Here is a 25,562-nt window from a genome sequence, read left to right on the forward strand (position 1 = left end):
GCGCGTCTCAATGACAACGTCATTCGTCGGCCAGGCGACAACCAGGCCTTCGACGCCGGACTTCCAGGCATCGAGGGTCGGTCGCAAGGGCAACATCATCGTCCGGTGGGCGACCTCCACCGACCACAAGACGATCGGGTACATGTACCTGATCACCTCGTTCCTCTACTTCCTGCTCGCCGGCATCATGGCGCTCGTCATCCGTGCGCAGCTGTTCGAGCCGGGGCTGCAGGTCGTCGCGACCAAGGAGCAGTACAACCAGCTCTTCACGATGCACGGCACGATCATGCTGCTGATGTTCGCGACGCCGCTGTTCTCCGGCTTCGCGAACGCGATCATGCCGCTGCAGATCGGTGCACCGGACGTGGCCTTCCCGCGTCTGAACGGCCTGGCCTTCTGGATGTACTTCTTCGGCAGCGCGATCGCCGTCGGTGGCTTCCTCACCCCGCAGGGTGCGGCCTCGTTCGGGTGGTTCGCCTACGCGCCACTGAGCGACACGACGTTCACACCAGGGCTCGGCGGCACGTTGTGGGTCTTCGGGCTCGGCATGACCGGCTTCTCGACCATCCTCGGTGCGGTCAACTTCATCACCACGATCATCACGATGCGTGCCCCGGGCATGACGATGTTCCGCATGTCGATCTTCACGTGGAACGTGCTCGTCACGAGCCTCCTCGTGCTGATGGCCTTCCCGGTCCTCGCTGCCGCACTGTTCGGCCTCGGTCTCGACCGCGTGTTCGACGCGCAGATCTTCAACCCGGCCAACGGCGGTGCCCTGCTCTGGCAGCACCTGTTCTGGTTCTTCGGGCACCCCGAGGTCTACATCATCGCCCTGCCGTTCTTCGGCATCGTGTCCGAGGTCTTCCCGGTGTTCAGCCGCAAGCCGATCTTCGGGTACAAGACCCTCGTCTACGCGACCATCACCATCGCGGCCCTCTCGGTCACGGTGTGGGCGCACCACATGTACGTCACCGGTGGCGTCCTGCTGCCTTGGTTCTCGCTGATGACGATGCTCATCGCGGTCCCGACCGGCGTGAAGATCTTCAACTGGGTCGGCACCATGTGGCGCGGTTCGGTCACCTTCGAGACCCCGATCCTCTGGGCCATCGGGTTCCTCGTGACCTTCACCTTCGGTGGTCTCACCGGCGTGATCCTGGCGTCGCCGCCGCTCGACTTCCACGTGTCCGACACGTACTTCGTCGTCGCGCACTTCCACTACGTGGTCTTCGGCACCGTCGTGTTCGCGATGTTCTCCGGCTTCTACTTCTGGTGGCCGAAGTTCACCGGCAAGATGCTCAACGAGCGCCTCGGCAAGATCCACTTCTGGCTGCTGTTCGTCGGCTTCCACACCACGTTCCTGATCCAGCACTGGCTGGGCGTCGTGGGCATGCCCCGTCGGTACGCGACCTACCTGCCGAACGACGGCTTCACCTGGATGAACCAGGTGTCGACGATCGGCTCGATGATCCTCGGCATCTCGTTCCTGCCGTTCATCTTCAACGTCTACGTCACCGCGCGGAACGCCCCGAAGGTGGCCGTCAACGACCCGTGGGGCTACGGCCGCTCGCTCGAGTGGGCGACCTCCTGCCCGCCGCCGCGGCACAACTTCACCTCGATCCCGCGGATCCGTTCCGAGTCCCCGGCGTTCGACCTGAACCACCCCGAGGCCGGCGTGCCGGTCGGTGTGGGTCCGGCGAAGGACGCACCTGACGCTCCGACCTACGACGCCGCGAAGGGCCAGGTGAAGTAGCAGCCATGCGCGCCAACACCAATCTGTTCTGGATCCTGTTCGTCTTCTTCGTGCTCGCGGACGCCGCGTACACGATCTGGTCGATGATCTACTACGGCTCCGTCGAGTGGGTCGGCACCCTGTCGATCGGCCTGACCGGCATCATGTCCGCCTTCATCGCCTTCTACCTGGGCCGCGTCATGTCGGCGCAAGGCGGGGTGCTGCCCGAGGACCGTCAGGACGCCAACATCGAGGACGGCGACGCCGAGCTCGGGCACTTCAGCCCGTGGTCGTGGTGGCCGCTGTTCCTCGCCGCGGCGATCGCGCTCGTGTTCCTCGGGGTCGCAGCTGGTCTCTGGATCGTGCCGATCGGCCTCGTGCTCGTCGCGATCACGCTCGTGGGCTGGGTCTACGAGTACTACCGCGGCAACTTCGGGCACTGACCCACGCCACACACGCTTCGGGCGGCACCATCTCGGTGCCGCCCGAACTGCGTCCGGGGCAGGCGGATCGCCGCCACCGGACGCGTGCATCGAACAACATCTGGAACGGTCCGGGAATCTCCCGGGCACGATGGACCTTGGCTCCTGAGGACCGCATGACCGCGGCCGCAGGTCCTGCGGACCGTCCACAAGCGAAAGGAGTCACCTCCGGTGACTGACAAGCGCACGCTCATCATCTTCGGCGCGACCGGCGACCTCGCCTCACGCCTCCTCCTGCCGGGTCTCGGGACCTTCCTGCAGAGCGGCCGCTCCGTCCCGGTCCAGCTCATCGGCACGGGCCGTAGCGCCCGCAGCGAGGAGCAGTGGAAGGACGTCGTCACGAAGTCGTTCGCGTCGCAGGACGTCGCGGGCGCGGAGGTCGACGCGACCATCGAGTCGACGAAGTTCATCCAGGGCGACCCGACCGACCCCGAGCACCTGAAGGCCCTGCTCGACGCCGCCGAGGCCGAGCCGATCCTCTACTTCGCGCTGCCGCCGCAGATCGCGTCCGACATCTGCGAGGCGCTCCAGCACGTCGAGCTGCCCGAGGGCACCACCCTGGCGTTCGAGAAGCCGTTCGGCACCGACGTCGCCAGCGCCGAGGCACTCAACAAGACGGTCCTCGAGCTCGTCCCGGAAGAGCGCGTGCACCGCACCGACCACTTCCTCGGCCGCACCACGGTCCTCAACATCATCGGTCTGCGCTTCGCGAACCGCATGTTCGAGCCGATCTGGAACGCCGACAACATCGAGAAGGTCGACGTCTTCTACGACGAGACCCTGGGCCTCGAGAACCGCGCGCAGTACTACGACGAGGCCGGCGCCCTGGTCGACATGATCCAGTCGCACCTGCTCCAGATCCTGGCGCTCGTGACGATGGACGCCCCGGCAGCGATCGACTCGGTCGAGTTCCGTTCGTCGCTGGCGCGCGTGCTCCGCTCGACGCGCCTCAAGGGCGACGACGCGACCATCGCCTCCCGCCGCGCGGTCTACACCGCCGGCACGATCGACGGCAAGGACCTGCCGTCGTACCAGCAGGAGGACGGGGTGGACCCGTCGCGCGAGACCGAGACCCTGGCCGAGATCGAGGTCGAGGTCGACACCGCCCGTTGGGCCGGCGTCCCCTTCACCCTCCGCTCCGGCAAGGCGCTCGGCGCCAGCCGCAAGGAGGTCCTCATCACCTTCAAGCCCGTGACGCGCCTGCCCTCCGGCCTGTCCGGTCGGCCGAAGGCGGACACGCTGCGCATCGTCCTCAACCCGGACGAGATCGAGCTGTCGGTCTCGGCCAACGGCGGCGGCAACCCGTTCGAGATGGGCCAGGTCACCCTGTCGTCCTCGTTCGACGACGGCGAGCTCACCCCCTACGGCGAGGTCCTCAACGGCATCTTCCACGACGACCCGCTGCTCTCCATCCGCGGCGACGTCGCTGAGCGCTGCTGGGAGATCGTCGAGCCGGTCGTGAACGCCTGGAAGTCCGGTGCGGTCCCGCTCGAGGAGTACCGCGCGGGTTCGCGCGGCCCGGCCGAGTGGGTCAGCTCGTCCTGACCGACGCGACCACCGCATGACGGGAGGCCCGGTACCAGCTGGTACCGGGCCTCCCGTCCGTCGTGGCGCACCACGTGCGTGACCGCGCCGGCGTCAGGCCGGTCCGCCGGCCCGCTCGCCGGCACCGCTGACGCTCCAGGTGCCGCCGCCGTGTTGTGCCGCCCGGGTCCGGTGCCCGGCCGCTGCCCCCTTCGCCCGTGCGATCGCGTCGGCCGCGGTGACGAGCGTCAGGTGCGAGAGCGCCTGCGGGGTGTTGCCGATGTGGTGGCCGGTCGCGACGTCGATCTCCTCGGACAGCATCCCGACGTCGTTCGCGAACCCGACGAGGACGTCCATGAGCCGTTCCGCGTCCTCGACCCGCCCCGAGCCGGCGTACTGCTCGACCAGCCAGAACGAGCAGGCCAGGAACGGGTGTTCCGCGCCGCTGAGTCCGTCGAAGCCGGAGGACGTCCGGTACCGGAGCAGCAGCCCGTCGTCGCCGACCCGCAGGTCCTGCTCGATGGCGGCCACCGTCCCGAGCATCCGCGGGTCGTCCGGCTTGCAAAAGCCGATCTGGGGGAGCACGAGCAGGCTCGCGTCGACCTCGTCGGTGTCGTAGTGCTGGCGGTACGCGCCCCGCTCGGCGTTCCAGCCGTGCTCCTCGATCTCGGCCCGGACCTGGTCGCGCAGGGTGCGCCAACGCTCCACCGGCCCCTCCAGGCCGAACACCTCGCACGCGGCGACCCCGCGGTCGAAGGCGGCCCAGATCATCGCGCGCGAGTGGGTGAAGTGCCGTCGCGGTCCGCGCATCTCCCAGATGCCGTTGTCGGGCTCCTGCCAGTGCGCCTCGACGTGGCTGAGGAGGGCGCGCTGCAGCGACCAGGAGGCGCCGCTCTCCTCGACACCGAGTTCGCGGGCGTCGTGCAGGGCCGCCAGGACCTCGCCGAAGACGTCGCCCTGGTACTGCGTGTACGCCCCGTTGCCGACGCGGACGGGCTTCGAGTCGGCGTACCCGGACAGGTGGTCGAGCGTGCGTTCGGGCAACTCCCGCTCGCCGGCGATGCCGTACATGATCTGCACGTCGTCCGGGTCGCCGGCGATCGCCCGGAGCAGCCAGGCCCGCCAGTGCGACGCCTCGTCGCGGTACCCGTGGGCGATGAGGGACGCGAGCGCCATCGACGCGTCACGCAGCCACACGAAGCGGTAGTCCCAGTTGCGTTCGCCGCCGGGGTCCTCCGGGAGGCTCGTGGTCGCGGCCGCCACGACGCCGCCGGTCTCGGCGTGGGTCATCGCCCGCAGGTACATCAGGGAGCTGCGGACGGCGGGGGCGTACTTCCCCTCGGCGCGGGTGCGGGAGGTCCAGTCGTGCCACCAGTCGCGGGTGTGGTGCAGGGCTGCGTCGACGTCGAACGGCTCCGGCGGTTCGCGGTGCGACGGGTACCAGGTGAGGGCGGTGTCGAGGACGTCGCCGTCGGCGATCGTCGTGGTGGCGGTGTGCCGGTGGTCGTCGGCGCGGAAGCGCGGGCCCCGCACGACGACGGCGTCGGGGCCGGCGGTCGCAACGAGGACCGGCTCGTCCGCGTTGCCGACCTGCCGGATCCAGGGCAGGACGGAGCCGTACCCGAACCGGATGCGGAGCACCTGCCGCATCTCGACCGTGCCGGTGAGGCCGCGGACCCGTCGGACGATGGTCGCGCGGTGGGCGTCGACGGGCATGAAGTCGGTGACCTCGACGACGCCGGTCGTGGTGGTCCACACGGTCGAGAGGACCAGGGAGTCGCCGTCGTGCCGGCGGACCGGGGTCGCGTCGGGGTCGGCGGGACGGAGCGACCACTGCCCGTCGTGTTCGTCGCCGAGCAGGGACGCGAACGTCGATGCGCTGTCGAACCGGGGGAGGCACGCCCAGTCGACGTCACCGTCCCGGGTGACGAGTGCGGCGGTGTGACAGTCCCCGATGAGGGCGTGGTCCTCGATGCGCTGAGCCATGCCCTGATCGAACCACCCGGAGGCTGCGGCGCACCTGCGCTGAAGGTGCGTTCAGATCGCTCCCGGCAGCACTTCGGGCGCCGCTCAGTCGAGTTCGGCGATCCCGACGCGTCCGAGTTCGGTCCAGAGACCGGCGCCGTCCGGGGCGTAGACCCACGGCACGGTGGAGTCGCGGGTGCGCTCCTGGGCACGCGACCGACCACCGGCCAGGACCGCCTCGCTGGTGGACAGCTGCCGGATCGCGACCGCGGCGACGTTGTCCGGGTGCTCCCTGGCGAACTCGCCGTAGAGGTGCTCGTCGTGCTGCCCGTCGTCGCCGACGAGGAGCCACTGGATGTCCGGGAAGTCCCGGGCGAGGCGGCGCAGGTTGTCCTGCTTGTGCTGCTGCCCGCTGCGGAAGAACCGGTCGTGGGTGGGGCCCCAGTCGGTGAGCAGCAGGGTGCCGGACGGGTACATGTTCCGGGTCAGGAAGCGCTGCAGCGTCGGTGCCACGTTCCAGGCGCCGGTGGACAGGTACACGGTGGGCGCGCCCGGGTGCTGCGCCAGGACGCGCTCGTAGAGGACCGACATGCCCGGCACCGGACGTCGGGCGTGCTCGGTGAGCACGAACGAGTTCCAGGCGGCCAGCATCGGACGGGGCAGGCTCGTCACCATCACGGTGTCGTCGATGTCCGACAGCAGGCCGAAGCGGGTGTCCGGGTGCACCACGAAGACGTCCGCGTCCACGTCGCGCATGCCACCGGCGGACAGGCGGATCGTCTGCCAGCCGGGTTCGAGGTCGATCGGGACGATGGCATCGACGACCCCGCCACGGTCGCTCTGCACGGTGTGGGTGCTGCCGCCGGCGGTGATGGTGACCTCGGCGTGGTCGACGGCCACGCTGGTGAAGCTGCGCCAGCCGCGGACGCCCGCGTACGAGACGTCGGAGGCCAGGCCGCGGCGGGTGAGCAGCACCCGGCAGAGCACGCGGACCCACCCCGGTGCGCCGTAGCCCGTGTAGGGGATGACCGTCGGGACCTGACCGCGCTTCCGGGCGTGCTGTTCGCGGTACTCCTGCACGGCGTCCTCGATGCGGGCGGCCCGGTGCAGGATCGGTTCGGGGATCGCGGTCTCCCACTGCTGGATGCCCCAGGGGGACTGTTCGCGCCGGTCGTGCTCGCGTTCCACGGACCGGGCGTCCCGGCCCGGAGCTGCGCTGCCCTCGGGCGTCGGGACGGTGTCCCGGGGCGCGGCAGGGTCCGGAGGCGTCGACTCGGGCATCGCACCATCATCCCATGCGGGGTGCTCGCCGGACGGGGCCGGGGGCCCGACACCCCGGGAATCGCAGCCAAGACCAAGCCGGCGTCTGCGAGAGTTGCGGTCTCAGCCAGTCAGCCCGCGGTCACCGCGAGAAGGAGTTCACGTGCTCGTCACCGAGGTTTCGAACGCACTGCCGGGGGGATCATCACTGCTCAGGAACGAGCCGGTCCAGGCCCGCAGCTCGGCGCGCCTCGCGGGCCTGCTCGACGCCGCTGCCGCGGTCATCGACGAGATCGGCTTCGAGCGGCTCACGACCGCCATGGTCGCCGAGCGCGCCGGCGCGTCCATCGGCACGGTCTACCGGTACTTCCCGGACCGCATCGCCGTGGTCGAGGCCCTGGCCATCCGCTGCACCCAGCGCCTCGCCTCCCGCTTCGTCGAGACGCTCGACGCCTCGGGTGCCACGACGTGGCAGGAAGGCTGCGACGCGCTCGTCGACATGACGGCGGAGATGTACCGCACCGAGCCCGGCTTCCGGGCCATCCGGTTCGCCGACATCGACACCACCTCCGGTGACGAGGACGCCGACCGGCTCGCCGCGCTCGGTGGGGCCGTCGGCACCGTGATGCGCGAGCGGTTCGACCTGCCGCAGACCGACGCGGTGAACCGCGCGTGGGTCGTCCTGGCGGAGTCGGCGCACGCAGTCCTCGCCCGCGCCCACGTCGACCGCGACCACCCCGACACCGAGCTGATCGCGGCGTACCGCGCGATGAGCCGGCCGTACCTGGAGTCGGTGATCGGGGCCTCCTGATCGATCGCCGGTCGGCACGAGTCGACCCGGAACCACCCGAACGCCCGTTCCTCCGGACAGGAGGGGCGGGCGTTCGTGTCCGAACTGCGCGGACCCGGGGTGGATGTCCGCCAGGCGTCACGATCGGACCCGAGCGAACCGGTATGCGCTCGGGCATGTACTGTTCTCCGGAGTCGGGCTACCTCCACCAAGAAGGGCACCCATGATCGAGTTCCGCTCGGTGCGCAAGACCTACCCGGACGGCACGAACGCCGTCGAGTCGTTCGACCTCGTGATCCCCTCGCGGAGCACGACGGTGTTCGTCGGTTCGAGCGGTTGTGGCAAGACCACGCTCCTCCGGATGATCAACAGGATGATCGACCCGACCGCGGGGTCCGTCCAGATCGACGGCGAGGACATCGCCGGCGTCGACCCGGTGCAGCTGCGCCGTCGGATCGGCTACGTGATGCAGAACGCCGGGCTGCTGCCGCACCGCAAGGTGGCCGACAACATCGCGACCGTGCCGCTGCTCACCGGCGTCTCGAAGGCCGACGCGCGGAAGCGCGCGCTCGAGCTCATGGACACGGTGGGTCTCGACCGGTCCCTGGCCGACCGCTACCCCTCGCAGCTCTCCGGCGGACAGCAGCAGCGCGTCGGCGTCGCCCGTGGTCTCGCGGTCGACCCGAACGTCCTGCTCATGGACGAACCGTTCGGCGCCGTCGACCCGCTCGTCCGCAACGACCTGCAGGACGAGCTGATCCGACTGCAGCGTGAGCTCGGCAAGACCGTCGTCTTCGTCACGCACGACATCGACGAGGCCTTCAAGCTCGGCGACCAGGTCGTGATCCTCAAGAAGGGCGGCGAGATCGCCCAGCAGGGGACCCCCGCCGAGATCCTGTCCGCGCCGGCGGACGACTTCGTCGCGAACTTCATCGGCGTGGGCCGGGGCCGTCGGTCCCTCCGCGTCGAGCAGACCCCGACCGGTCCGGTCGTCGTGGACGGGGACGGTCGCGCCGCCGGCGTCCTGACCGGTCCCGTCGGCGTCGTCGACGCCGCTGCCGCTGTCCGCTCCGAGGCCGGGACGCCCAGCGCCCCGGGTGCTGCGGCGCAGGGTGGGAGCACCCGGTGAACTGGGTGCTGTCGAACCTCGACACGATCGGGGACGACACGGTCGCGCACCTGGCGATCGCGATCCCGCCGATCATCGTCGCGTTCCTGCTGTCGATCCCGATCGGCTGGCTCGTCGTCCGACTCCGCCGGCCCGGTGCACGTCGGGTGAGCAGCGGTCTGGGTGGCGGCATCGTCACGCTCGCCGGGCTGCTCTACGCCATCCCGTCGCTCCCGCTGTTCATCGCCCTGCCGGGGCTCATCGGCACCGGACTCCAGGACCCGGTGAACGTCGTCGTCGGCCTGACGCTCTACGGCCTCGCGCTGATGGTCCGCTCGACCGTCGACGGCCTCGGCTCGGTCGACCCGGACACCACCTCGGCCGCGACCGCGATGGGGTACTCGGGAGCACAGCGCTTCTTCCGCGTCGACCTGCCGCTCGCCGGCCCCGTGCTGCTCGCCGGCCTCCGGGTCGTCTCGGTGTCGACCATCTCGCTGACCACGGTCGGCGCGGTCCTCGGCATCCAGAGCCTCGGGTCGCTCTTCACCGACGGCATCGGTCGGAACATCCCCGAGGAGATCCTCGCGGGTGTCGTGATGGTGCTCGTCCTGGCGTTCGCGATCGACGGGCTGCTCGTGCTGCTCGGCCGCATCGTGATGCCGTGGACGCGTCGTTCGGCGCCGTCGAAGCGTGCGACCCGCCGCGTGCTCCAGAACGCGGAGGTCACCTCATGATCATCGGACAGGCCTTCGGCTGGGTGTTCGACCCCGCCAACTACGCCGGCCCGGACGCCGTGCCCGAGCGGCTGTGGGAACACATCTGGATCTCGCTGCTCGCCGTCCTCATCGCGTCGGTGATCGCCATCCCGATCGGCTACGCCATCGGCCACACCGGCAAGGCCCGCGGCTTCGCGATCGCCCTGTCCGGCGGCATCCGCGCCCTGCCGACACTCGGCGTGCTAACCCTGGTGGGCCTCATGCTCGGCGCCAACCTGCAGGCACCCCTGCTCGCGCTCGTCGTCCTGGCGATCCCGTCGGTGCTCGCCGGTGCCTACGCCGGCATCGAGTCCGTCGAACCGGTGACCGTCGACGCCGCTCGGGCGCAGGGCATGACCGAGTGGCAGATCCTGACCAAGGTCGAGATCCCGCTCGGCCTGCCGCTGCTCGTCGGTGGCGTCCGAGCCGCCGTGCTCCAGGTCGTCGCCACCGCCACCCTCGCCGCGTACGTCGGCTCCGGCGGGCTCGGTGGTTACGTGTTCCTCGGGCTGAAGACCCAGGACTACGCCATGATGCTCGGCGCCTCCATCCTCGTGATCGCACTCGCGATCGCGTTCGAGATCGTCTTCTCCGTGCTCCAGCGGGCGGTGGTGCCCGCGGGCGTCGCCGACCGTCCGACACGGCGTCGCTCGGGATCGCGTGAGCGGCCCCACACACCCATCCCGGAAGGAACCCCCTCGTGATCACAGCACCCAAGCTCCGCGCCGGCATCGCCGCCGCGGTCGCCGTCGGCGTGGCCGCCGCCCTCGCCGGCTGCTCCTCCAGCAGCCCGCTCGACAGCGGCTCCAGCACCTCCTCCGACTCGAAGACGATCGTCGTCGGGTCGCAGCAGTACTACTCGAACGAGATCATCGCCGAGCTCTACGCCCAGGTCCTCGAGAAGGACGGCTTCCAGGTGAAGCGGAACTTCAACATCGGGCAGCGCGAGGTCTACCTCCCGCAGCTCGAGAAGGGCGCGATCGACGTCATGCCGGAGTACGGCGGCAACCTGCTGCAGTACTTCGACAAGAACTCGACCGCGAAGACCGAGTCGGAGATCACGGCCGGGCTCGAGAAGGCCCTGCCGAAGGGGCTCCGTGCCCTGGACGCTGCCGAGGCCACCGACCAGGACAGTTACACCGTCACGAAGAAGTTCTCCGAGGAGAACGACGTGACGAGCCTCGCCGACCTGTCGAAGGTCAAGGGCACGCTGACGGTCGGCGCGAACTCGGAGAACCAGACGCGTCCGTACGGTCCGAAGGGCCTGAAGTCCGTGTACGGCGTCACGGTCCAGTCCAAGGCGATCGAGGACTCCGGCGGGGCCCTGACGGTCAAGGCGCTCAAGGACGGCACCGTGCAGCTCGCGGACATCTACACCGCCGACCCGAGCATCAAGGCCAACGACTTCGTGGTCCTCAAGGACCCGAAGAACCTCATCGTGCCGCAGAACGTCACCCCGGTGGTGTCGAGCAAGGTCGACGACAAGGCCGCGGCGGACATCGACAAGGTGAGCAAGGTCCTGACGACCGACGCGCTCATCGAGCTCAACACCAAGAGCACCGTCGACAAGGAGAAGGCCTCGAAGATCGCGAAGGACTTCCTGACCGACGAGGGCCTGCTCTAGGTCGCACGAACACCCCGGATCCCGCGTCGTTGCGCGGGACCCACGACGACAGGCGTCGGGCATCGAGCCCGGCGCCTGTCGTCGTTCCGGGGGCACTCGTGCGTGACACTTGTTCCGCACGGTTGTGCCGTGCAGAGCCTGTGCACGTTCGTGCAGGAGGCCCCTCTACAACTTGTCGAATCAGCGCGGGCGACAGTACCGTCGAAGCATGAACGACCTCCTGGACCCGCTCCTGCTGTCGCGGTGGCAGTTCGGTCTGACGACGATCTACCACTTCCTCTTCGTCCCGCTGACGATCGGCATGGCCGTCGTCGTCGCGGTGTTCCAGACCGCCTGGGTCCGGACCGGGCGGGCGCACTACCTGCAGCTCACCCGCTTCTTCGGACGCATCTTCCTCATCAACTTCGCGATGGGGGTCGTCACCGGCATCGTGCAGGAGTTCCAGTTCGGCATGAACTGGTCCGACTACTCCCGCTTCGTCGGCGACGTCTTCGGCGCCCCGCTCGCGCTCGAGGGCATCCTGGCGTTCTTCTTCGAGGCCGCGTTCATCGGCGTCTGGATCTTCGGCTGGGACCGGCTGCCGAAGAAGCTGCACCTGGCGAGCATCTGGTGCGTCAGCGCGGGCACGATCATGTCGGCGTACTTCATCATCGCCGCCAACGCGTTCATGCAGCACCCGGTCGGCTACGCGATCAACGCGGCGAAGGGTCGTGCCGAACTCACCGACATCTGGGCCGTCCTCGGCAACAAGGTCGCCCTGGCCGCCTTCCCGCACACGATCTTCGCGTGCTTCATGGTCGCCGCCGGCGTGATCATCTCGGTCGCCGCGTACCACCTGGCGCGCAACCAGAACCTCGAGACGATGATGCCGGCGCTGAAGTTCGGCCTCTGGACGATGGTCGCCGCGGGTGCGCTGACGGTCCTGACCGGTGACCAGCTCGGACTCACCATGGTCGACACGCAGCCGATGAAGATGGCCGCCGCCGAGGCGCTCTACAACACCGCGACCGGCAAGGACGCCTCGTTCTCGATCTTCACGCTCGGCACACCCGACGGTGTCACCGAACTGTTCTCGATCCGCGTGCCCTACCTGCTGTCCTTCCTGTCGACGCACACCTTCACCGGCACGGTCGAGGGCATCAACGACCTGCAGGCGCAGTACACGCAGGTCTACGGCCCGGGGAACTACAAGCCGATCATCTGGGTGACCTACTGGTCCTTCCGCTGGATGATCGCGCTCGGGATGGGTGCCGTGCTGGTCTCGCTCGCCGGGCTCTGGCTGACCCGCAAGGGCCGCTTCCCGCAGCAGCGGTGGATCTGGCGCATCGCGATCTGGGCGGTGCCGCTGCCGATGGCCGCGATGATCGTCGGCTGGGTCTTCACCGAGATGGGCCGCCAGCCGTGGCTCGTGTTCGGCCTGCTCAAGACGGCCGACGGGGTCTCCCCGAACGTGACGGGCCTCGAGGTCCTCATCTCGCTCGTCGTGTTCACCCTCATCTACGGATCCCTCGCGGTGGTCGAGTTCCGACTCATCAAGAAGGTCGCCCAGGAGGGCCCGGCCGCACCGGCCGAGGTCGACGCGGAGACCGGCGAGGTCAAGCACGAAGTGACGGTCTACTAGAGATGAAAGCTGCCTGAGATGGACCTGCCCGTTCTGTGGTTCGCGATCGTCGGACTCTTCTTCGTCGGGTACTTCGTACTCGACGGGTTCGACTTCGGCGTCGGCATGTCCCTGCCGTTCCTCGGCAAGGACGACACCGACCGCCGCGTCCTCATCAACACCATCGGCCCCGTCTGGGACCTCAACGAGACCTGGGTGATCGTCGCCGGCGCCTGCCTGTTCGCCGCCTTCCCCGAGTGGTACGCGACGATGTTCTCCGGCTTCTACCTGGCGCTGCTGCTCATCCTCGCCGCGCTGATCCTGCGCGGGGTGTCGTTCGAGTACCGGCACCAGAACAAGCACCTGGCGTGGAAGCGTCGCTTCGACCTGATGATCGTGGTCGGCAGCGCGGTGCCGTCGTTCCTCTGGGGCGTCGCGTTCGGCAACGTCGTCCGCGGGATCCCGATGGACTCCGGACACAACTACACCGGCACGCTGTTCGACCTGCTCAACCCCTTCGCACTGCTCGCCGGTGCCACCACGCTGCTGGTCTTCTTCACCCACGGCGTCGTGTTCGTGGCGTTGAAGACCGAGGGCGAGATGCGCGAGCGGGCGATGCGCCTGGCGAAGCGCGCCGGCGTGGTCACGATCGTCGTGGCGGCGGTCTTCCTGGTCACGATGGCGCTCGTCCGGTCCACCCCGACGTCGCTCGTGCTCTCCGCCGTCGGCGCCGTGGCCCTGGTCGTCGCGGTCCTCTGTGCCGCACGTGGCCGGGAGGGACGTGCCTTCGCCCTGATGGCCGTCACCATCGCGGCGGTCGTCCTGGCGATGTTCACCGCGGTGTTCCCGGACGTCATGCCCGCCACGAACGACCCGGCGAACAGCTTGACCGTCGCCAACGCCTCGTCCGGCACGTACACGCTGACGGTGATGAGCTGGGTCGCGCTGGTCTGCATCCCGCTCGTGCTCGCCTACCAGGCGTGGACGTACTGGGTCTTCCGCAAGCGGGTCTCGCGCGCCACCGTCGCGCAGGCCGCGCACTGACCAGGAGGCACGTGTGAAGCCGCTCGACCCCCGCCTGCTCCGTCTGTCCCGGACGGCACGCGGCTTCGTCGTGGCCGCCGCCGGCACCGGCGCGGTCCGGACGATCGCGACCATCGCGATCGCGTGGGGGATCGCGGCCGCCGTGACCCAGGTCGTCGACGCGGTCCGTGCCGGTGTCGTCCCCGCGACGTTCGCCGGCACGCTCGCGCTGCTCGGCGGTGCGTTCCTGCTGCGGGCGGTCGCGTCCTGGGCGACCGACGACCTCGCCGCCCGCGCGGGTGCTCGCGTGAAGAGTGAGCTCCGCGCCGCCGTGCTCCGGCGCGCGGCCGACCGGGGCCCCGGGTGGCTCGCCGGTCGCTCGAGCGCCGGCTTCGCCACGACGCTCGGCCCCGGGCTCGACGCGCTCGACGCCTACTTCGGCCGCTACCTGCCGCAGCTCGCCCTGACCGCGGTCGCGACCCCGCTGCTGCTCGTCGCGATCGGCTCCGGCGACCTGACGAGCGCCGTCGTGATCGTGTGCGCGATACCGGTGATCCCGGTGTTCATGGTCCTCATCGGGCTCGCCACCCGCTCGCTGCAGCAGCAGCAGGCGGACGCGCTCGCCCGACTCGGCGGGGCCTTCACCGAGGCCGTCGAGGGACTCGCGACCCTCAAGGTCTTCGGCCGGGCCCGCCGCCAGGTCGGCCGCATCGGGCAGGTCACCGACGAGTACCGCCGGGGCACGATCGGCGTGCTCCGGCTGTCGTTCGTCAGCGGCTTCGCCCTCGAGCTCGCCGCGAGCCTGTCGGTCGCGCTCGTCGCGGTGTCGATCGGCATCCGGTTGGTCGACGGCTCGCTCGGCCTCGGTGCGGCGATGTTCGTGCTGGTCCTCGCCCCGGAGGCGTTCGCCCCGCTCCGGCAGGTCGGCGCCGACTTCCACGCGGCCCAGGACGGGGTGGCGGCGTCGCAGGCCGTCCTCGACGTGCTCGACGACCCGGACGGGGCGGCGCCGGAGGGTCCCACTCCGGTGGGTTCGGCTCCGATCCGGTCGGACTCCGCCGCCCTCGTCCTCGCCGGGCTGACCGTGCACCGCCCCGAGACCGTCGTCGGTCCGGTCGATCTCACCGCCCCGGCCGGCACCGTCGTCGCCCTCGCCGGCCCGAGCGGCTCCGGCAAGTCCAGCCTGATCGCCGCGATCCGCGGCGTACTGCCCGCCGACGGCACCGTCACCGTGCCCGGCCGCGCCGACCTGCCGGTCCGTGACCGCACCTCCTGGGTCGACCAGCGTCCGCGCCTGGTGCGCGGCACGGTCGCCGAGAACGTCGCGCTCTCCGCCGACCCGGACACGGCCGACGTGCGGACCGCACTCGGTGCGGTGGGGCTGGGAGTCGACCCGGGCCTCCCGGTCGGCAGCGGCGGGTCCGGACTGTCCGGCGGCCAGGCCCAGCGTGTCGCCGTCGCCCGCGGCCTGTACCGCGCGGCCCGGCAGCAGACGCCGCTGGTGCTGCTCGACGAGCCGACGTCGGCCCTCGACGCCGAGTCCGAGGCGCAGGTCGTCGCCGCCGTCCGCCGCCTGGCGGACGCGGGGGCGGTCGTCGTCGTCGCGAGCCACCGACCCGCGGTCGTGGCCGCGGCCGACGTCGTCGTCGCGATCGGCGCCTCCGGCTCCGTCACGGTCTCGTCCCGGCGATCCGCCCAGGAGGTGTCCGCATGACCAGCACCACCGGCCGGGAGGCCCGCACCGGGTCCGTCCTCCGGCTCGCCCTGCCCCGTGGTCGCGGCTGGACCAAGGCCGTCGCCGCCGGCGTCCTCAGCGCGCTCTGCGGCGTCGCCCTGCTCGCGGCGAGCGGCTACCTCATCACCCGGGCCGCCGAGCACCCGCCGATCCTCTACCTGACGCTCGTCATGGTCGGCGTCCGCGCCTTCGCACTCGGGCGTGCCGTGTTCCGCTACGTCGACCGGCTGGCCGGGCACGACGCCTCGTTCCGGCAGCTCGCCGTCGTCCGCACCGAGATGTACCGACGGCTCGCCTCGGTCGCACCCGCCGGGCTCGGGTCGACCGGGCGTGGCGACCTGATGACCCGGCTCGTCACCGACACCGACCGGCTGCAGGACCTGCCGATCCGGGTCGTCGGGCCACTCGTGTCGGCGGGCGTCACCGCACTGCTCTCCGTCGTCGCCGTCGCGTTCGTCTCCGTGCCGGCCGCCCTCGTGCTGCTGCTGGCCCTCGTCGTCGCCGCCCTGGTCGGGACGGTCGTCACCGCGGCCGTCGCCCGCCGCTCGGACATCGAGACCGCGGCCGACCGCGGGCGCGTCGCCGACCTGGTCCTCGACACGGTCCGCACGCTCGACGTCTTCGTCGCCTACGGGACGCTGGAGGAACGACTCACCCACATCGCCCGTCTCGACGACCGGGTCACCCGGGCGGTCCGCCGCCGGGGTGCCGTCGAGTCGCTCGTCGGTGCGCTCGTCGGGCTGGTCGGCGGGGCCGCGGTCATCGGTGTGCTGGCCGTCGGCGCCCCGGCGGTCGTCAGCGGCGCCCTCGACGGTCCGCTCTGGGCGCTGGCGGTGTTCGTGCCGCTCGCCCTGTTCGAGGTCGTCGGCGGGGTCCCGCTCGCCGTCCTGACGCTCCGGCGTGTCCGGGCCGCCGCCGACCGGGTCGAGCAGGTCGTCCCCGCGGAACTGCCGGCCGGGCTCGTGCCGGAGCCCGAGGACGCCGCCGATGCCGAGGACCTCGTCGTGCCGGCCACCGTCACGGTCCGGGTCCGTGGCCTGTCCGTCCGTTGGCCGGGCGCGTCGACCCCGGCGGTCGACGGGGTCTCGTTCGACCTGCAGCCCGGCGAGGTCGTCGTGCTCAGCGGCCCGAGCGGGTCCGGCAAGACGACCCTCGTGGACGCCCTCGTCCGCTTCGTCGACCACACCGGCAGCTACACCCTGGACGGGACGGAGGCGCGGGACCTGCACCCCGACGCCGTCCGCGCCCGCATCGGGCTGATCGAGCAGGACCCGTTCGTCTTCGACCAGTCCGTCCGGCAGAACCTGCTCTTCGCCCGCGAGACCGCGACCGACGACGAACTGCTCGCCGTGCTCGACCGGGTCGGGCTCGGCGACTGGGTCCGCCGACGTGGGGGACTCGACGCCGGAGTGGGGGAGCGCGGCTCGCTCGTGTCCGGTGGTCAGGCCCACCGACTGGCACTGGCCCGCGCGCTCCTGCACGCGTTCCCGGTCCTGGTGCTCGACGAACCGACCGCCGACATCGACCCCGACCTCGGCGACAGCGTGCTCCGCGACCTCGTGACGGCCGCCCGCGCGGCCGGACGGACCCTCCTCGTCGTGTCGCACGTGCCGGTGCCCGCCGACCTCGTCGACCGGACCCTGCGGATGCGGGACGGACGCCTGCTCGACGGGTGAGCCGACGCACGGACGCGGGACGGGCCTCCCGGCTTGTATCGTTGACGACCGTGACCATCGAGCAGCACGTCGAGGACCCGCACACCTACGACTTCCGGCGCATCCAGCAGAAGTGGCAGGCGCGGTGGGAAGAGCTCGGCCTCTTCACCGCCGACCCCGACGACAAGCGCCCGCGCAAGTACATCCTCGAGATGTTCCCGTACCCCTCCGGCGACCTGCACATGGGCCACGCCGAGAACTGGGCGCTCGGGGACTTCGTCGCGCGCTACTGGCGCCAGCAGGGCTTCAACGTGCTGCACCCGATCGGCTGGGACTCGTTCGGCCTGCCCGCCGAGAACGCCGCCATCAAGCGTGGTGTCGACCCGAAGGAGTGGACCTACGCGAACATCGCGCAGCAGAAGGCCTCCTTCAAGCGCTACGCCCCGTCGTTCGACTGGTCGACCGAGATCCACACCTCGGACCCCGAGTACTACAAGTGGAACCAGTGGCTGTTCCTCAAGATGTACGAGAAGGGCCTGGCGTACCGGAAGGACAGCTGGGTCAACTGGGACCCGGTGGACCAGACCGTCCTGGCCAACGAGCAGGTCCTGCCCGACGGCACCTCGGACCGCTCCGGCGCCGTCGTCGTCAAGAAGAAGCTGACGCAGTGGTACTTCGGGATCACCGACTACGCGGACCGGCTGCTCGACGACCTGAACCAGCTCGAGGGCCGGTGGCCGTCGAAGGTCATCGCGATGCAGCGCAACTGGATCGGCCGCTCGGTCGGCGCGGACGTCGACTTCGTCATCGAGGGCCGTGACGAACCGGTCACCGTCTTCACCACGCGCCCGGACACCATCCACGGCGTGACCTTCCTGGTCGTCGCCCCGGACTCCGACCTGGCCGCCGAACTCGTCGCGGACCCGTCCGTCGACGACGCCACCCGTGCCGCGTTCCAGGACTACCTGGTCGCGACGCAGAAGACCTCGGACATCGACCGGCAGAACGCCGACCGCCCGAAGACCGGTGTACCGCTCGGCCGCTGGGCGATCCACCCGCTGACCGGGGAGCGCCTGCCGCTCTGGGCCGCCGACTACGTGCTGGCCGACTACGGCCACGGCGCAGTGATGGCCGTGCCCGCGCACGACCAGCGCGACCTGGACTTCGCCCGCGCCTTCGACCTGCCCGTCAAGGTCGTCGTCGACACCAACGCCGCCGTGACCGGTGCGATCCCCGTCATCCCGGAGGGGGCGACGCTCGACGACTTCGACGTCCCCACGCTCGACCCGGTCGCCACCGGCGAGGCCCTGACGGGTGCCGGTCGGATGATCAACTCCGGGCCGCTCGACGGCATGAGCAAGCAGCACGCCATCACCGCGGCCATCAGCCTGCTCGACGAGCGGGGCACCGGCCGCGCCGCCAAGACCTACCGTCTGCGCGACTGGCTCATCTCGCGTCAGCGCTTCTGGGGCACCCCGATCCCGATCATCCACGGCGAGGACGGCACCGAGTACCCGGTGCCCGAGGACCAGCTGCCCGTCGTGCTGCCCCCCACCGAGGGCCTCGACCTCAAGCCCAAGGGCACCTCGCCCCTGGGCGGCGCGACCGACTGGGTGAACGTCCCGAACCCGGTCGATGGCACGCCCGCCAAGCGCGACGCCGACACGATGGACACGTTCGTCGACTCGTCGTGGTACTTCCTGCGCTTCCTGTCCGCGAACGACGACACGCAGGCCTTCGACCCGGCGCTCGTCAACAAGTGGGCACCCGTCGACCAGTACATCGGTGGCGTCGAGCACGCGATCCTGCACCTGCTCTACGCGCGCTTCGTCACGAAGGTGCTCTTCGACCTCGGCTACCTCGACTTCACCGAGCCGTTCTCGGCGCTGCTCAACCAGGGCATGGTGCTCTCTGGCGGCTCGAAGATGTCGAAGTCGAAGGGCGGCGTCTCGCTCGGTGACGAGCTCGACGCCCACGGTGTCGACGCGATCCGCCTGGTGATGGGCTTCGCCGGACCGCCCGAGGACGACATCAACTGGGAGGACGTCTCGCCGGCGGCCTCCGCCCGGTTCCTGGCACGTGCCTACCGGATCGCCGTCGACGTCACTTCGACGCCCGACGCCGTCTGGTCCACCGGTGACCGCACCGTCCGGCAGGCGACGCACCGCTTCCTGGCGGACGCCCCCGGGCTCATGGAGTCGTTCAAGTTCAACGTCGTGATCGCGCGGCTCATGGACCTGGTGAACGTCACCCGCAAGGCGATCGACAGCGGCCCCGGTGCCGCCGACCCCGCCGTCCGCGAGGCCGCTGAGACCATCGCCCTCGGCCTCAGCGTCTTCGCGCCCTACACCGGCGAAGAGATGTGGCAGACGCTCGGGTACGACGCCCCGGTCGCGACGTTCGGGTGGCGGAAGGCCGACCCGACGCTGCTCGTGCAGGAGAGCCTGACTGCCGTCGTGCAGGTCAACGGCAAGGTGCGCGACTCGTTCGAGGTGTCGAAGTCGATCGAAGCCGACGAGCTCGAGCAGCTCGCGCGGTCGTCGCACGCGGTGCAGCGGTACATCGGGGACCGGGAGATCGTGAAGGTCATCGTCCGGGCGCCGAAGCTGGTCAACATCGCGATCAAGGGGTAGGCGGCTCGGGGGGTGATTCCTCGGCGGCCGGCCCCGCGCGGGTCGGTCCTTCGGGACCGGACCCTCTGGGGCCGGTCCTTCGGGGCCGGTTCCTCCACAACTGGCGGGGTGCGGGCGCTCTCCACAGCTGTGCCTGACCGTGCCCGGTCGACCGGCCGGGCTCCCTAGCGTCTCGGGACATGTCCCGGTTCACGCTGTCTCCCCGCGCTGCCCTCCTGCTGGTGGGGGTAGTCGGCGTGCTCGCGCTCGGGGTCATCGTCTCCGGGTGGTGGGGCGGCGGTCGTGGGGGTGGCACGGACGAGCCCGGAGTGTCCATCGTCACGGGAGCGCCGACCGCTGGAACCCCGGGTCCGCCCGGGACGGCGTCGGCGCCTTCCTCGGCGCCTGCTTCGGCACCCCCGGCTGCGTCCGGGTCGGCGTCCGCAGCGCCGGACGTCGCCGTGCTGTACGTCGTCGGGGCGGTCGAGCATGCCGGGGTCGTCCGCGTCGCCGCCGACGCCCGGGTGACGGACGCCCTGACGGCTGCCGGGGGAGCAGCTGCGGACGCCGACCTGTCTCGCCTCAACCTGGCGCGCCCGGTGGTCGACGGGGAGCGGCTGTACGTGCCGCGGATCGGCGAGGCGGAGGTGCCCGCCGAGTTGCCGCCCGGCGGTGGTGCCGGTGCTGGTGCCGGTGCCGGCGGCTCGGGGTCTGGGGCCGACGGGGCGGGTGGCGGTGCGGGAGCGGCTGCGCAGGTCGTGGACCTCAACACCGCGGACGCCACCGCGCTCGAGACACTGCCCGGGATCGGCCCGGCTCTGGCGGAGCGGATCCTCGCCTGGCGCGACGAGCACGGCGGCTTCCGGTCGGTCGAGGACCTGCTCGAGGTCAGCGGCATCGGCGAGGGCCGGTTCGCCGAACTGCAGGACCGGGTGACGGTGTGAGCGCCCCGGCCGCGCTCGGGGCCACTCCGATGCCGACGCCGACTCAGACCGTGTCCGGTGCCGCGCTCGGTGGCGCATTGCGGCCGTCGCTGGCCGACCTCCGGCTCGCCGGGCCGACGGCGGTGACCTGGATCGTCGTCGCGGTGCTCGTCGGCGAGCCGGACGCGCTCGGGCCGGTGGCGGCCTCCGCGGCCGTGGTCGGACTGGCGTCGCTCGTCGTGCTGCTCCGGCCCGGGCCGTCCGTGCCGGTGCGGGCGGTCGCGGCGCTGGTGCTCACGACGGCCCTGCTGGTCGCGCTGACGGCCGCAGCGGTCGCCGCCGGGCAGGAACACCGACTGCCGTCGATCGTGCGGCAGACGGCTGGTCACAGCCTGGAGGCCCGTGTCCGGCTCGACCGCGACCTCGCGCCCGGCGACCGGTCCGTGGTCGGGACGATCGAGGCGGTGGTGGGGCGTGCCTCCCGGTCGGACGGCCTGCGGGTGCCGGTCCGGCTCGTCCCCGCGCTCGACGAACCGCGGCGAGCCGTGCTGGCGGCCGGGACGGTCGTCTCCGTCCGCGGTCAGCTACAGAGCGACGAACCCGGTTCCACGACCAGCGTCGTGCTCTTCGCTCGCGGAGCCGTCGCGACGCGGGCCGGACCGACCGGGGTCCTCGGCGCCAGCTCGGACGCCCGAGCGGCGTTCGTCGCCGTCACCGCGGACCTGCCGGAGCCGGGCGGGCCGCTCCTCCGCGGGCTCGCGATCGGGGACCGGTCCGGGCTCGACGCCGAGACGGAGCAGGCGATGGAGACCTCGGCGCTGACCCACCTGACGGCGGTCTCGGGGTCGAACTGCGCGGTCCTGGTCGGTCTCGTGGTGCTGCTCGGTCGGGTGACCGGCGCACCGAGGGTCCTCCGTGCGGCAGCGGCCGTTGTCGTGCTGCTCGGGTTCGTCGTGCTCGTCCGGCCTGACCCGTCGATCACGCGCGCGACCGTGATGGCGATCGTGGTGCTCGTCGTGCACCTCAGCGGACGGCCGGTGCGGGGCGTGCCGCTCATCGCCCTGGCGGCCGTCGGCATGCTCGTCGCCGATCCGTGGGTGGCCCGCTCGTTCGCCTTCGCACTGTCGGTGCTGGCGACCGTCGGCATCGTGGTCCTCGCCGCACCGCTCACCGACCTGCTCGCGCGGTGGGTCTGGACGCCCGTCGCAGCCGCCGTGGCGATCCCGATCGCGGCGCAGGTGGCCTGCTGGCCGGTGACGATCCCACTCGCTCCCGCCCTGCCGACGTACGCGGTCCCGGCGAACCTGCTCGCCGAGGTGCTGGCCCCGGTCGCCACCGTCGTCGGTCTCGTCGCATGCCTGCTCGCACCGCTGTGGCCGGCCGGGGCCGGGTTGCTCGCGACCGTCGGGTGGGTGCCGGCCGCCGGCATCGGGCTCATCGCACACGGCGCGGCCGGGTTGCCGGTGGCCTCGGCACCGTGGCCGTCGGGACCCGGCGGGGTCGTCGCCGCCGGGGTGGTGAGCGCCGCACTCGCGGTCGGGGTGCTCGTCCGGGCACGGCTCCGACGGCTGCTGTCCGGCGTCGCCGTGCTGACGGTCATCGTCGGGATCGGGTCGGTCGCCGTGCCTGCGGTCGTGGTCCGGGGCAGTGTGCCGACCGGCTGGACCATCGCGATGTGCGATGTCGGGCAGGGTGACGCCACGCTGCTCCGGAGCGCTGGTCGGACGGCCCTCGTCGACACCGGGGACGATGACGCCCGGCTGACGGCCTGTCTGGCCCTCCTCGGTGTGGACCGGATCGACCTGCTCGTCCTGACCCACTTCGACCGCGACCACGTCGGCGCCGTGGCCTCGGTCGCGACGCGGGTCGAGACCGCCCTGGTCGGTCCGGTCGGCAGGACGGCGGACGACCGCGTCGTCGGTGACCTGCGGAGCGCCGGGGTCGACGTCCGCCAGGCGGCCGACCGGACCACCGGGCTGCTCGGGGACCTCCGCTGGCAGGTGCTGTGGCCGCCGGAGGGCGACGAGCGAGCGGGCAACGCGGCGAGTCTCGTCCTCCGCGTCGATCCCGCACCGGAGCGCCCCTGCCCGGGATGCGTCAGCGCGGTGCTCCTCGGGGACCTCGGTGAGGACGCCCAGCGTCGGCTGTCGCGGAGCGCGCCGCCGGAGGCCCTGGCGCCGGTCGACGTCGTGAAGGTCGCCCACCACGGCTCGGCAGATCAGGACCCCGAGCTGTACCGGGTGCTCGGTGCCCGGGTCGGGCTCATCGGCGTCGGCGCGGACAACGACTACGGGCACCCGACGCCCAGCGCGCTGGAGATGCTGGCCGCCGCGGGGACGATGCCGTACCGCACGGACCGGTCGGGGACGATCGTGGTGCGCGGCGGGAGTGACGCGGGGGACGGCGGGGACGCGGGGGCTGCGGCAGGCGGGTCGGCCGTCGGCGGTGATGGTCGTCGGCCCGTCGAGGTGTGGACGGAGCGCGGCATCGGGGCGTCGGCTGCCGCGTGGACGGGTCGCGACAGCGGGGCGTCGGCTGCTGCCCGGAGGACTCGCGACGCCGGGGGACTCGGCTGCTGCCCCCGATGGGTCGCGACGGTGGCATCGGCTGCCCTTCGGATGGGTCGTGGGGGCGGGGCGTCGGCTGCCGCCGGGAGGACTCGCGACGCCGGGGCGTCGGCTGCCGCCCGTAGGATCGGTGCGACGCCGACCGGCACCGCGCCGCCGATGCACGGGCCTGGACGTCGTCGTCGCCCAGCACCACCGGAAGGACCCGCATGCCCGCCAAGAAGCCCGCACGCGCCGCAGCGAAGATCGACCAGATCCCGTGGTCGGCGATCCGCCCGGCCCCGGTCGTCCTGGTCACCGGCGCCGAGACGTTCCTGGCGGAGCGGTCGATCGGCATGCTCCGCGACCTGCTCGTCGGCGAGGACCCGGCGCTCGAGGTGCACGACCTCGAGGCGGACCAGTACGCCCCCGGACTGCTGTCGACCCTGGCGAGTCCCTCCTTGTTCGGTGAGCCCCGACTCGTCCGGGTCACGAACGTCGAGAAGTGCACCGACGCCTTCATCACCGAGACGATCTCCTACCTGCAGAACCCGGCCGACGACGTCACCCTGGTGCTCCGGCACGGCGGGGGAGTCCGGGGCAAGAAGCTCCTCGACACCATCCGCAGCGGGGTCGGCGGCGGCATCGAGGTGCAGTGCGACGAGATCAAGCGCGACACCGACCGGATCGACTTCGTCAACGCCGAGTTCCGCGCTGCCCGACGGAAGATCGCCCCCTCCGCCGTGCGCACCCTCGTGGCCGCCTTCGCCGACGACCTGGCCGAACTCGCCGCAGCGTGCCGACAGCTCCTCGCCGACGAGGCTGCTGAGATCACCGACCGCACCGTCGACAAGTACTACGGCGGCCGCGTCGAGACGAACGCGTTCAAGGTCGCTGACATCGCCCTGGCCGGACGATCCGCGCCGGCCATCGTCGAGCTCCGGCACGCCCTGGCGACGGGCGAGGCCCCGGTGCCGATCGTCGCCGCGTTCGCGAGCAAGATCCGCACGATGGCGAAGGTCAGTTCCTTCCGCGGGTCGAGCGGCCAGGCGGCCTCGGCGCTCGGCATGGCGCCGTGGCAGGTACAGCGAGCCCAGCGCGACGTCGCCGGCTGGAGCGAAGCGGGCCTCGCGAACGCCATCATGAGCATCGCGACCGCCGACGCCGCGGTGAAGGGCGGATCCCGCGACGCCCACTTCGCGCTCGAGGTGATGGTCCGCACCATCGCCCGACGCGGCGAGGAGCGCTGACCGGCACCGAGCCTCCCGGCCGTCGGCGGAGCGGCCCCGCCCACCCTGCTGCCGGCGCCCGCCGGCCCCGCGTGGTGCCGATCGGCTGCGCCCAACCGGATCCCGCTCGAACCGCGGCATCCCGTGGTTCGGGGTGGTTGCTGTTGCGCGCAGCCGAACGGAACCGGCCTGAGCGCGGCTCGCACCCGGGGTAGCGGGGGCGGCCGGGGCGCCCGCCGGCACCGCGTGGTGCCGATCGGCTACGCCCAACCGGATCCCGCTCGAACCGCGGCATCCCGTGGTTCGGAGTGGTTGCGGTTGGGCGCAGCCGAACGGCACCGGCCTGAGCGCGGCTCGCGCCCGGGGCAGCGGGGGCGGCCGGGGCGCCCGCCGGCGCCGCGTGGTGCCGATCGGCTGCGCCCAACCGGATCCCGCTCGAACCGCGGCATCCCGTGGTTCGGGGTGGTTGCTGTTGGGCGCAGCCGAACGGAACCGGCCGCGGCGTCGGCGCCGCACCCGCCCCCGCGGCCCCGCCCCCGGGAACGACGAAGGCCCCGCACCATCGGTACGGGGCCTTCGTCAGCGCCTCAGAACTGAGGCAGCAGGTCGAGGACTCAGAGAGCCGAGACCTTCTTCGCGATGGCCGACTTGCGGTTCGCGGCCTGGTTCTTGTGGATGACACCCTTGCTCACGGCCTTGTCGAGCTTCTTCGCCGCGAGCGACAGGGCGGCAACGGCCTTGTCCTTGTCGCCCGTGGCGATCGCCTCGTTGGTGTGGCGGATGTACGTCTTGAGCTCCGACTTGTACGCCTTGTTGCGGTCGGTGGCCTTCTGGTTGGTCTTGATGCGCTTGAGCTGCGACTTGATGTTCGCCATGCGTGTTGCTCCTGGTTTCGTCTCGGACGGGTGGTTGCGATCCCGGGTAGAGGGGCCCTTCGTCGCATCGCGTTCCACCCGTGGGCGACGGAACGCGTAAGCCAGCGACAAACGTTACCAGGCCGAC

The 25,562-nt window shown here is 71.2% G+C and carries 18 protein-coding genes and 2 pseudogenes; 16 read left to right on the top strand and 4 right to left on the bottom strand.

What is annotated here, in order from left to right; all coding sequences use genetic code 11:
* The first annotated feature begins 10 nt into the window (after positions 1-10).
* The 3 genes from ctaD (at position 11) to DEI97_RS07105 (ending at position 3,756) form a co-directional block, all read left to right on the top strand.
* Positions 11-1,750 (top strand): aa3-type cytochrome oxidase subunit I, encoded by a 1,740-nt coding sequence (ctaD, locus tag DEI97_RS07095; protein WP_181439353.1) that lies wholly within the window; start codon positions 11-13, stop codon positions 1,748-1,750.
* A gap of 5 nt (positions 1,751-1,755) precedes the next feature.
* Positions 1,756-2,172 (top strand): cytochrome c oxidase subunit 4, encoded by a 417-nt coding sequence (locus DEI97_RS07100; protein WP_110903122.1) that lies wholly within the window; start codon positions 1,756-1,758, stop codon positions 2,170-2,172.
* A gap of 210 nt (positions 2,173-2,382) precedes the next feature.
* Positions 2,383-3,756 carry a glucose-6-phosphate dehydrogenase gene (locus DEI97_RS07105; RefSeq protein WP_111076123.1) on the top strand — a complete coding sequence of 458 codons (1,374 nt, stop codon included), beginning with the start codon at positions 2,383-2,385 and terminating at the stop codon, positions 3,754-3,756.
* Positions 3,757-3,849: 93 nt separating this feature from the next.
* Here the strand turns inward: DEI97_RS07105 and DEI97_RS07110 are convergent.
* Both DEI97_RS07110 and DEI97_RS07115 read right to left on the bottom strand, forming a co-directional pair.
* Positions 3,850-5,724 (bottom strand): annotated as a pseudogene (locus tag DEI97_RS07110) (glycoside hydrolase family 15 protein); the annotation flags it as partial.
* An 81-nt stretch (positions 5,725-5,805) separates the two neighbouring features.
* The gene (locus DEI97_RS07115; RefSeq protein WP_111076121.1) at positions 5,806-6,981 is read right to left on the bottom strand and encodes an App1 family protein phosphatidate phosphatase; all 1,176 of its coding nucleotides are present in this window, start codon (positions 6,979-6,981) and stop codon (positions 5,806-5,808) included.
* 142 nt (positions 6,982-7,123) lie between these two features.
* Here DEI97_RS07115 and DEI97_RS07120 point away from each other — a divergent pair, with 142 nt between their 5' ends.
* The 11 genes from DEI97_RS07120 to DEI97_RS07170 all read left to right on the top strand — a co-directional run bounded on the left by DEI97_RS07120 (position 7,124) and on the right by DEI97_RS07170 (position 20,806).
* Positions 7,124-7,771, top strand: a complete 648-nt coding sequence (locus DEI97_RS07120) for a TetR/AcrR family transcriptional regulator (protein ID WP_181439352.1) — start codon at positions 7,124-7,126, stop codon at positions 7,769-7,771.
* Between the two features lie 202 nt (positions 7,772-7,973).
* Positions 7,974-8,879 (top strand): ABC transporter ATP-binding protein, encoded by a 906-nt coding sequence (locus DEI97_RS07125; protein WP_111076119.1) that lies wholly within the window; start codon positions 7,974-7,976, stop codon positions 8,877-8,879.
* On the top strand, positions 8,876-9,592 hold the full coding sequence (locus tag DEI97_RS07130) for an ABC transporter permease (RefSeq protein ID WP_111076118.1): 717 nt from the start codon (positions 8,876-8,878) through the stop codon (positions 9,590-9,592). Before DEI97_RS07125 ends, DEI97_RS07130 begins: the two co-directional genes overlap by 4 nt.
* Positions 9,589-10,317 (top strand): ABC transporter permease, encoded by a 729-nt coding sequence (locus DEI97_RS07135; protein WP_111076117.1) that lies wholly within the window; start codon positions 9,589-9,591, stop codon positions 10,315-10,317. Before DEI97_RS07130 ends, DEI97_RS07135 begins: the two co-directional genes overlap by 4 nt.
* Positions 10,314-11,237: an ABC transporter substrate-binding protein gene (locus DEI97_RS07140; protein WP_111076116.1), complete on the top strand. Its 924-nt coding sequence runs from the start codon at positions 10,314-10,316 to the stop codon at positions 11,235-11,237. Before DEI97_RS07135 ends, DEI97_RS07140 begins: the two co-directional genes overlap by 4 nt.
* 208 nt (positions 11,238-11,445) lie before the next feature.
* Positions 11,446-12,858: a cytochrome ubiquinol oxidase subunit I gene (locus DEI97_RS07145; RefSeq protein ID WP_111076115.1), complete on the top strand. Its 1,413-nt coding sequence runs from the start codon at positions 11,446-11,448 to the stop codon at positions 12,856-12,858.
* 18 nt (positions 12,859-12,876) lie between these two features.
* The gene (gene cydB, locus DEI97_RS07150; RefSeq protein WP_111076114.1) at positions 12,877-13,881 is read left to right on the top strand and encodes a cytochrome d ubiquinol oxidase subunit II; all 1,005 of its coding nucleotides are present in this window, start codon (positions 12,877-12,879) and stop codon (positions 13,879-13,881) included.
* Positions 13,882-13,894: 13 nt separating this feature from the next.
* Positions 13,895-15,574 carry a thiol reductant ABC exporter subunit CydD gene (cydD, locus tag DEI97_RS07155; protein ID WP_111076113.1) on the top strand — a complete coding sequence of 560 codons (1,680 nt, stop codon included), beginning with the start codon at positions 13,895-13,897 and terminating at the stop codon, positions 15,572-15,574.
* Complete coding sequence (gene cydC, locus DEI97_RS07160) at positions 15,571-17,271, top strand: thiol reductant ABC exporter subunit CydC (protein ID WP_111076112.1); 1,701 nt, start codon at positions 15,571-15,573, stop codon at positions 17,269-17,271. The genes cydD and cydC overlap by 4 nt, the downstream gene beginning before the upstream one ends.
* Before the next feature lie 50 nt (positions 17,272-17,321).
* On the top strand, positions 17,322-19,883 hold the full coding sequence (gene leuS / locus DEI97_RS07165) for a leucine--tRNA ligase (protein ID WP_111076111.1): 2,562 nt from the start codon (positions 17,322-17,324) through the stop codon (positions 19,881-19,883).
* A 179-nt stretch (positions 19,884-20,062) separates the two neighbouring features.
* A complete protein-coding gene (locus DEI97_RS07170) occupies positions 20,063-20,806 on the top strand; it encodes a ComEA family DNA-binding protein (protein ID WP_111076110.1) in 744 nt (247 codons plus the stop codon).
* A 43-nt stretch (positions 20,807-20,849) separates the two neighbouring features.
* Here the strand turns inward: DEI97_RS07170 and DEI97_RS07175 are convergent, their stop codons facing one another.
* On the bottom strand, positions 20,850-21,083 hold the full coding sequence (locus tag DEI97_RS07175) for a hypothetical protein (protein WP_258376791.1): 234 nt from the start codon (positions 21,081-21,083) through the stop codon (positions 20,850-20,852).
* A 505-nt stretch (positions 21,084-21,588) separates the two neighbouring features.
* On the opposite strand from DEI97_RS07175, the pseudogene DEI97_RS17710 reads away from it, so the two are divergent.
* Together DEI97_RS17710 and holA are read left to right on the top strand one after the other, a co-directional pair.
* Positions 21,589-22,650: pseudogene (locus DEI97_RS17710) on the top strand (ComEC/Rec2 family competence protein); the annotation flags it as partial.
* 911 nt (positions 22,651-23,561) lie between these two features.
* The gene (gene holA, locus DEI97_RS07185) at positions 23,562-24,581 is read left to right on the top strand and encodes a DNA polymerase III subunit delta (protein ID WP_111076109.1); all 1,020 of its coding nucleotides are present in this window, start codon (positions 23,562-23,564) and stop codon (positions 24,579-24,581) included.
* A gap of 593 nt (positions 24,582-25,174) precedes the next feature.
* Here holA and rpsT read toward each other — a convergent pair.
* Positions 25,175-25,435, bottom strand: a complete 261-nt coding sequence (rpsT, locus tag DEI97_RS07190) for a 30S ribosomal protein S20 (RefSeq protein ID WP_111076108.1) — start codon at positions 25,433-25,435, stop codon at positions 25,175-25,177.
* Positions 25,436-25,562 lie beyond the last annotated feature (127 nt).

Origin of the sequence: Curtobacterium sp. MCLR17_032 (genome assembly GCF_003234795.2) — a bacterium.
Lineage (GTDB): Bacteria > Actinomycetota > Actinomycetes > Actinomycetales > Microbacteriaceae > Curtobacterium.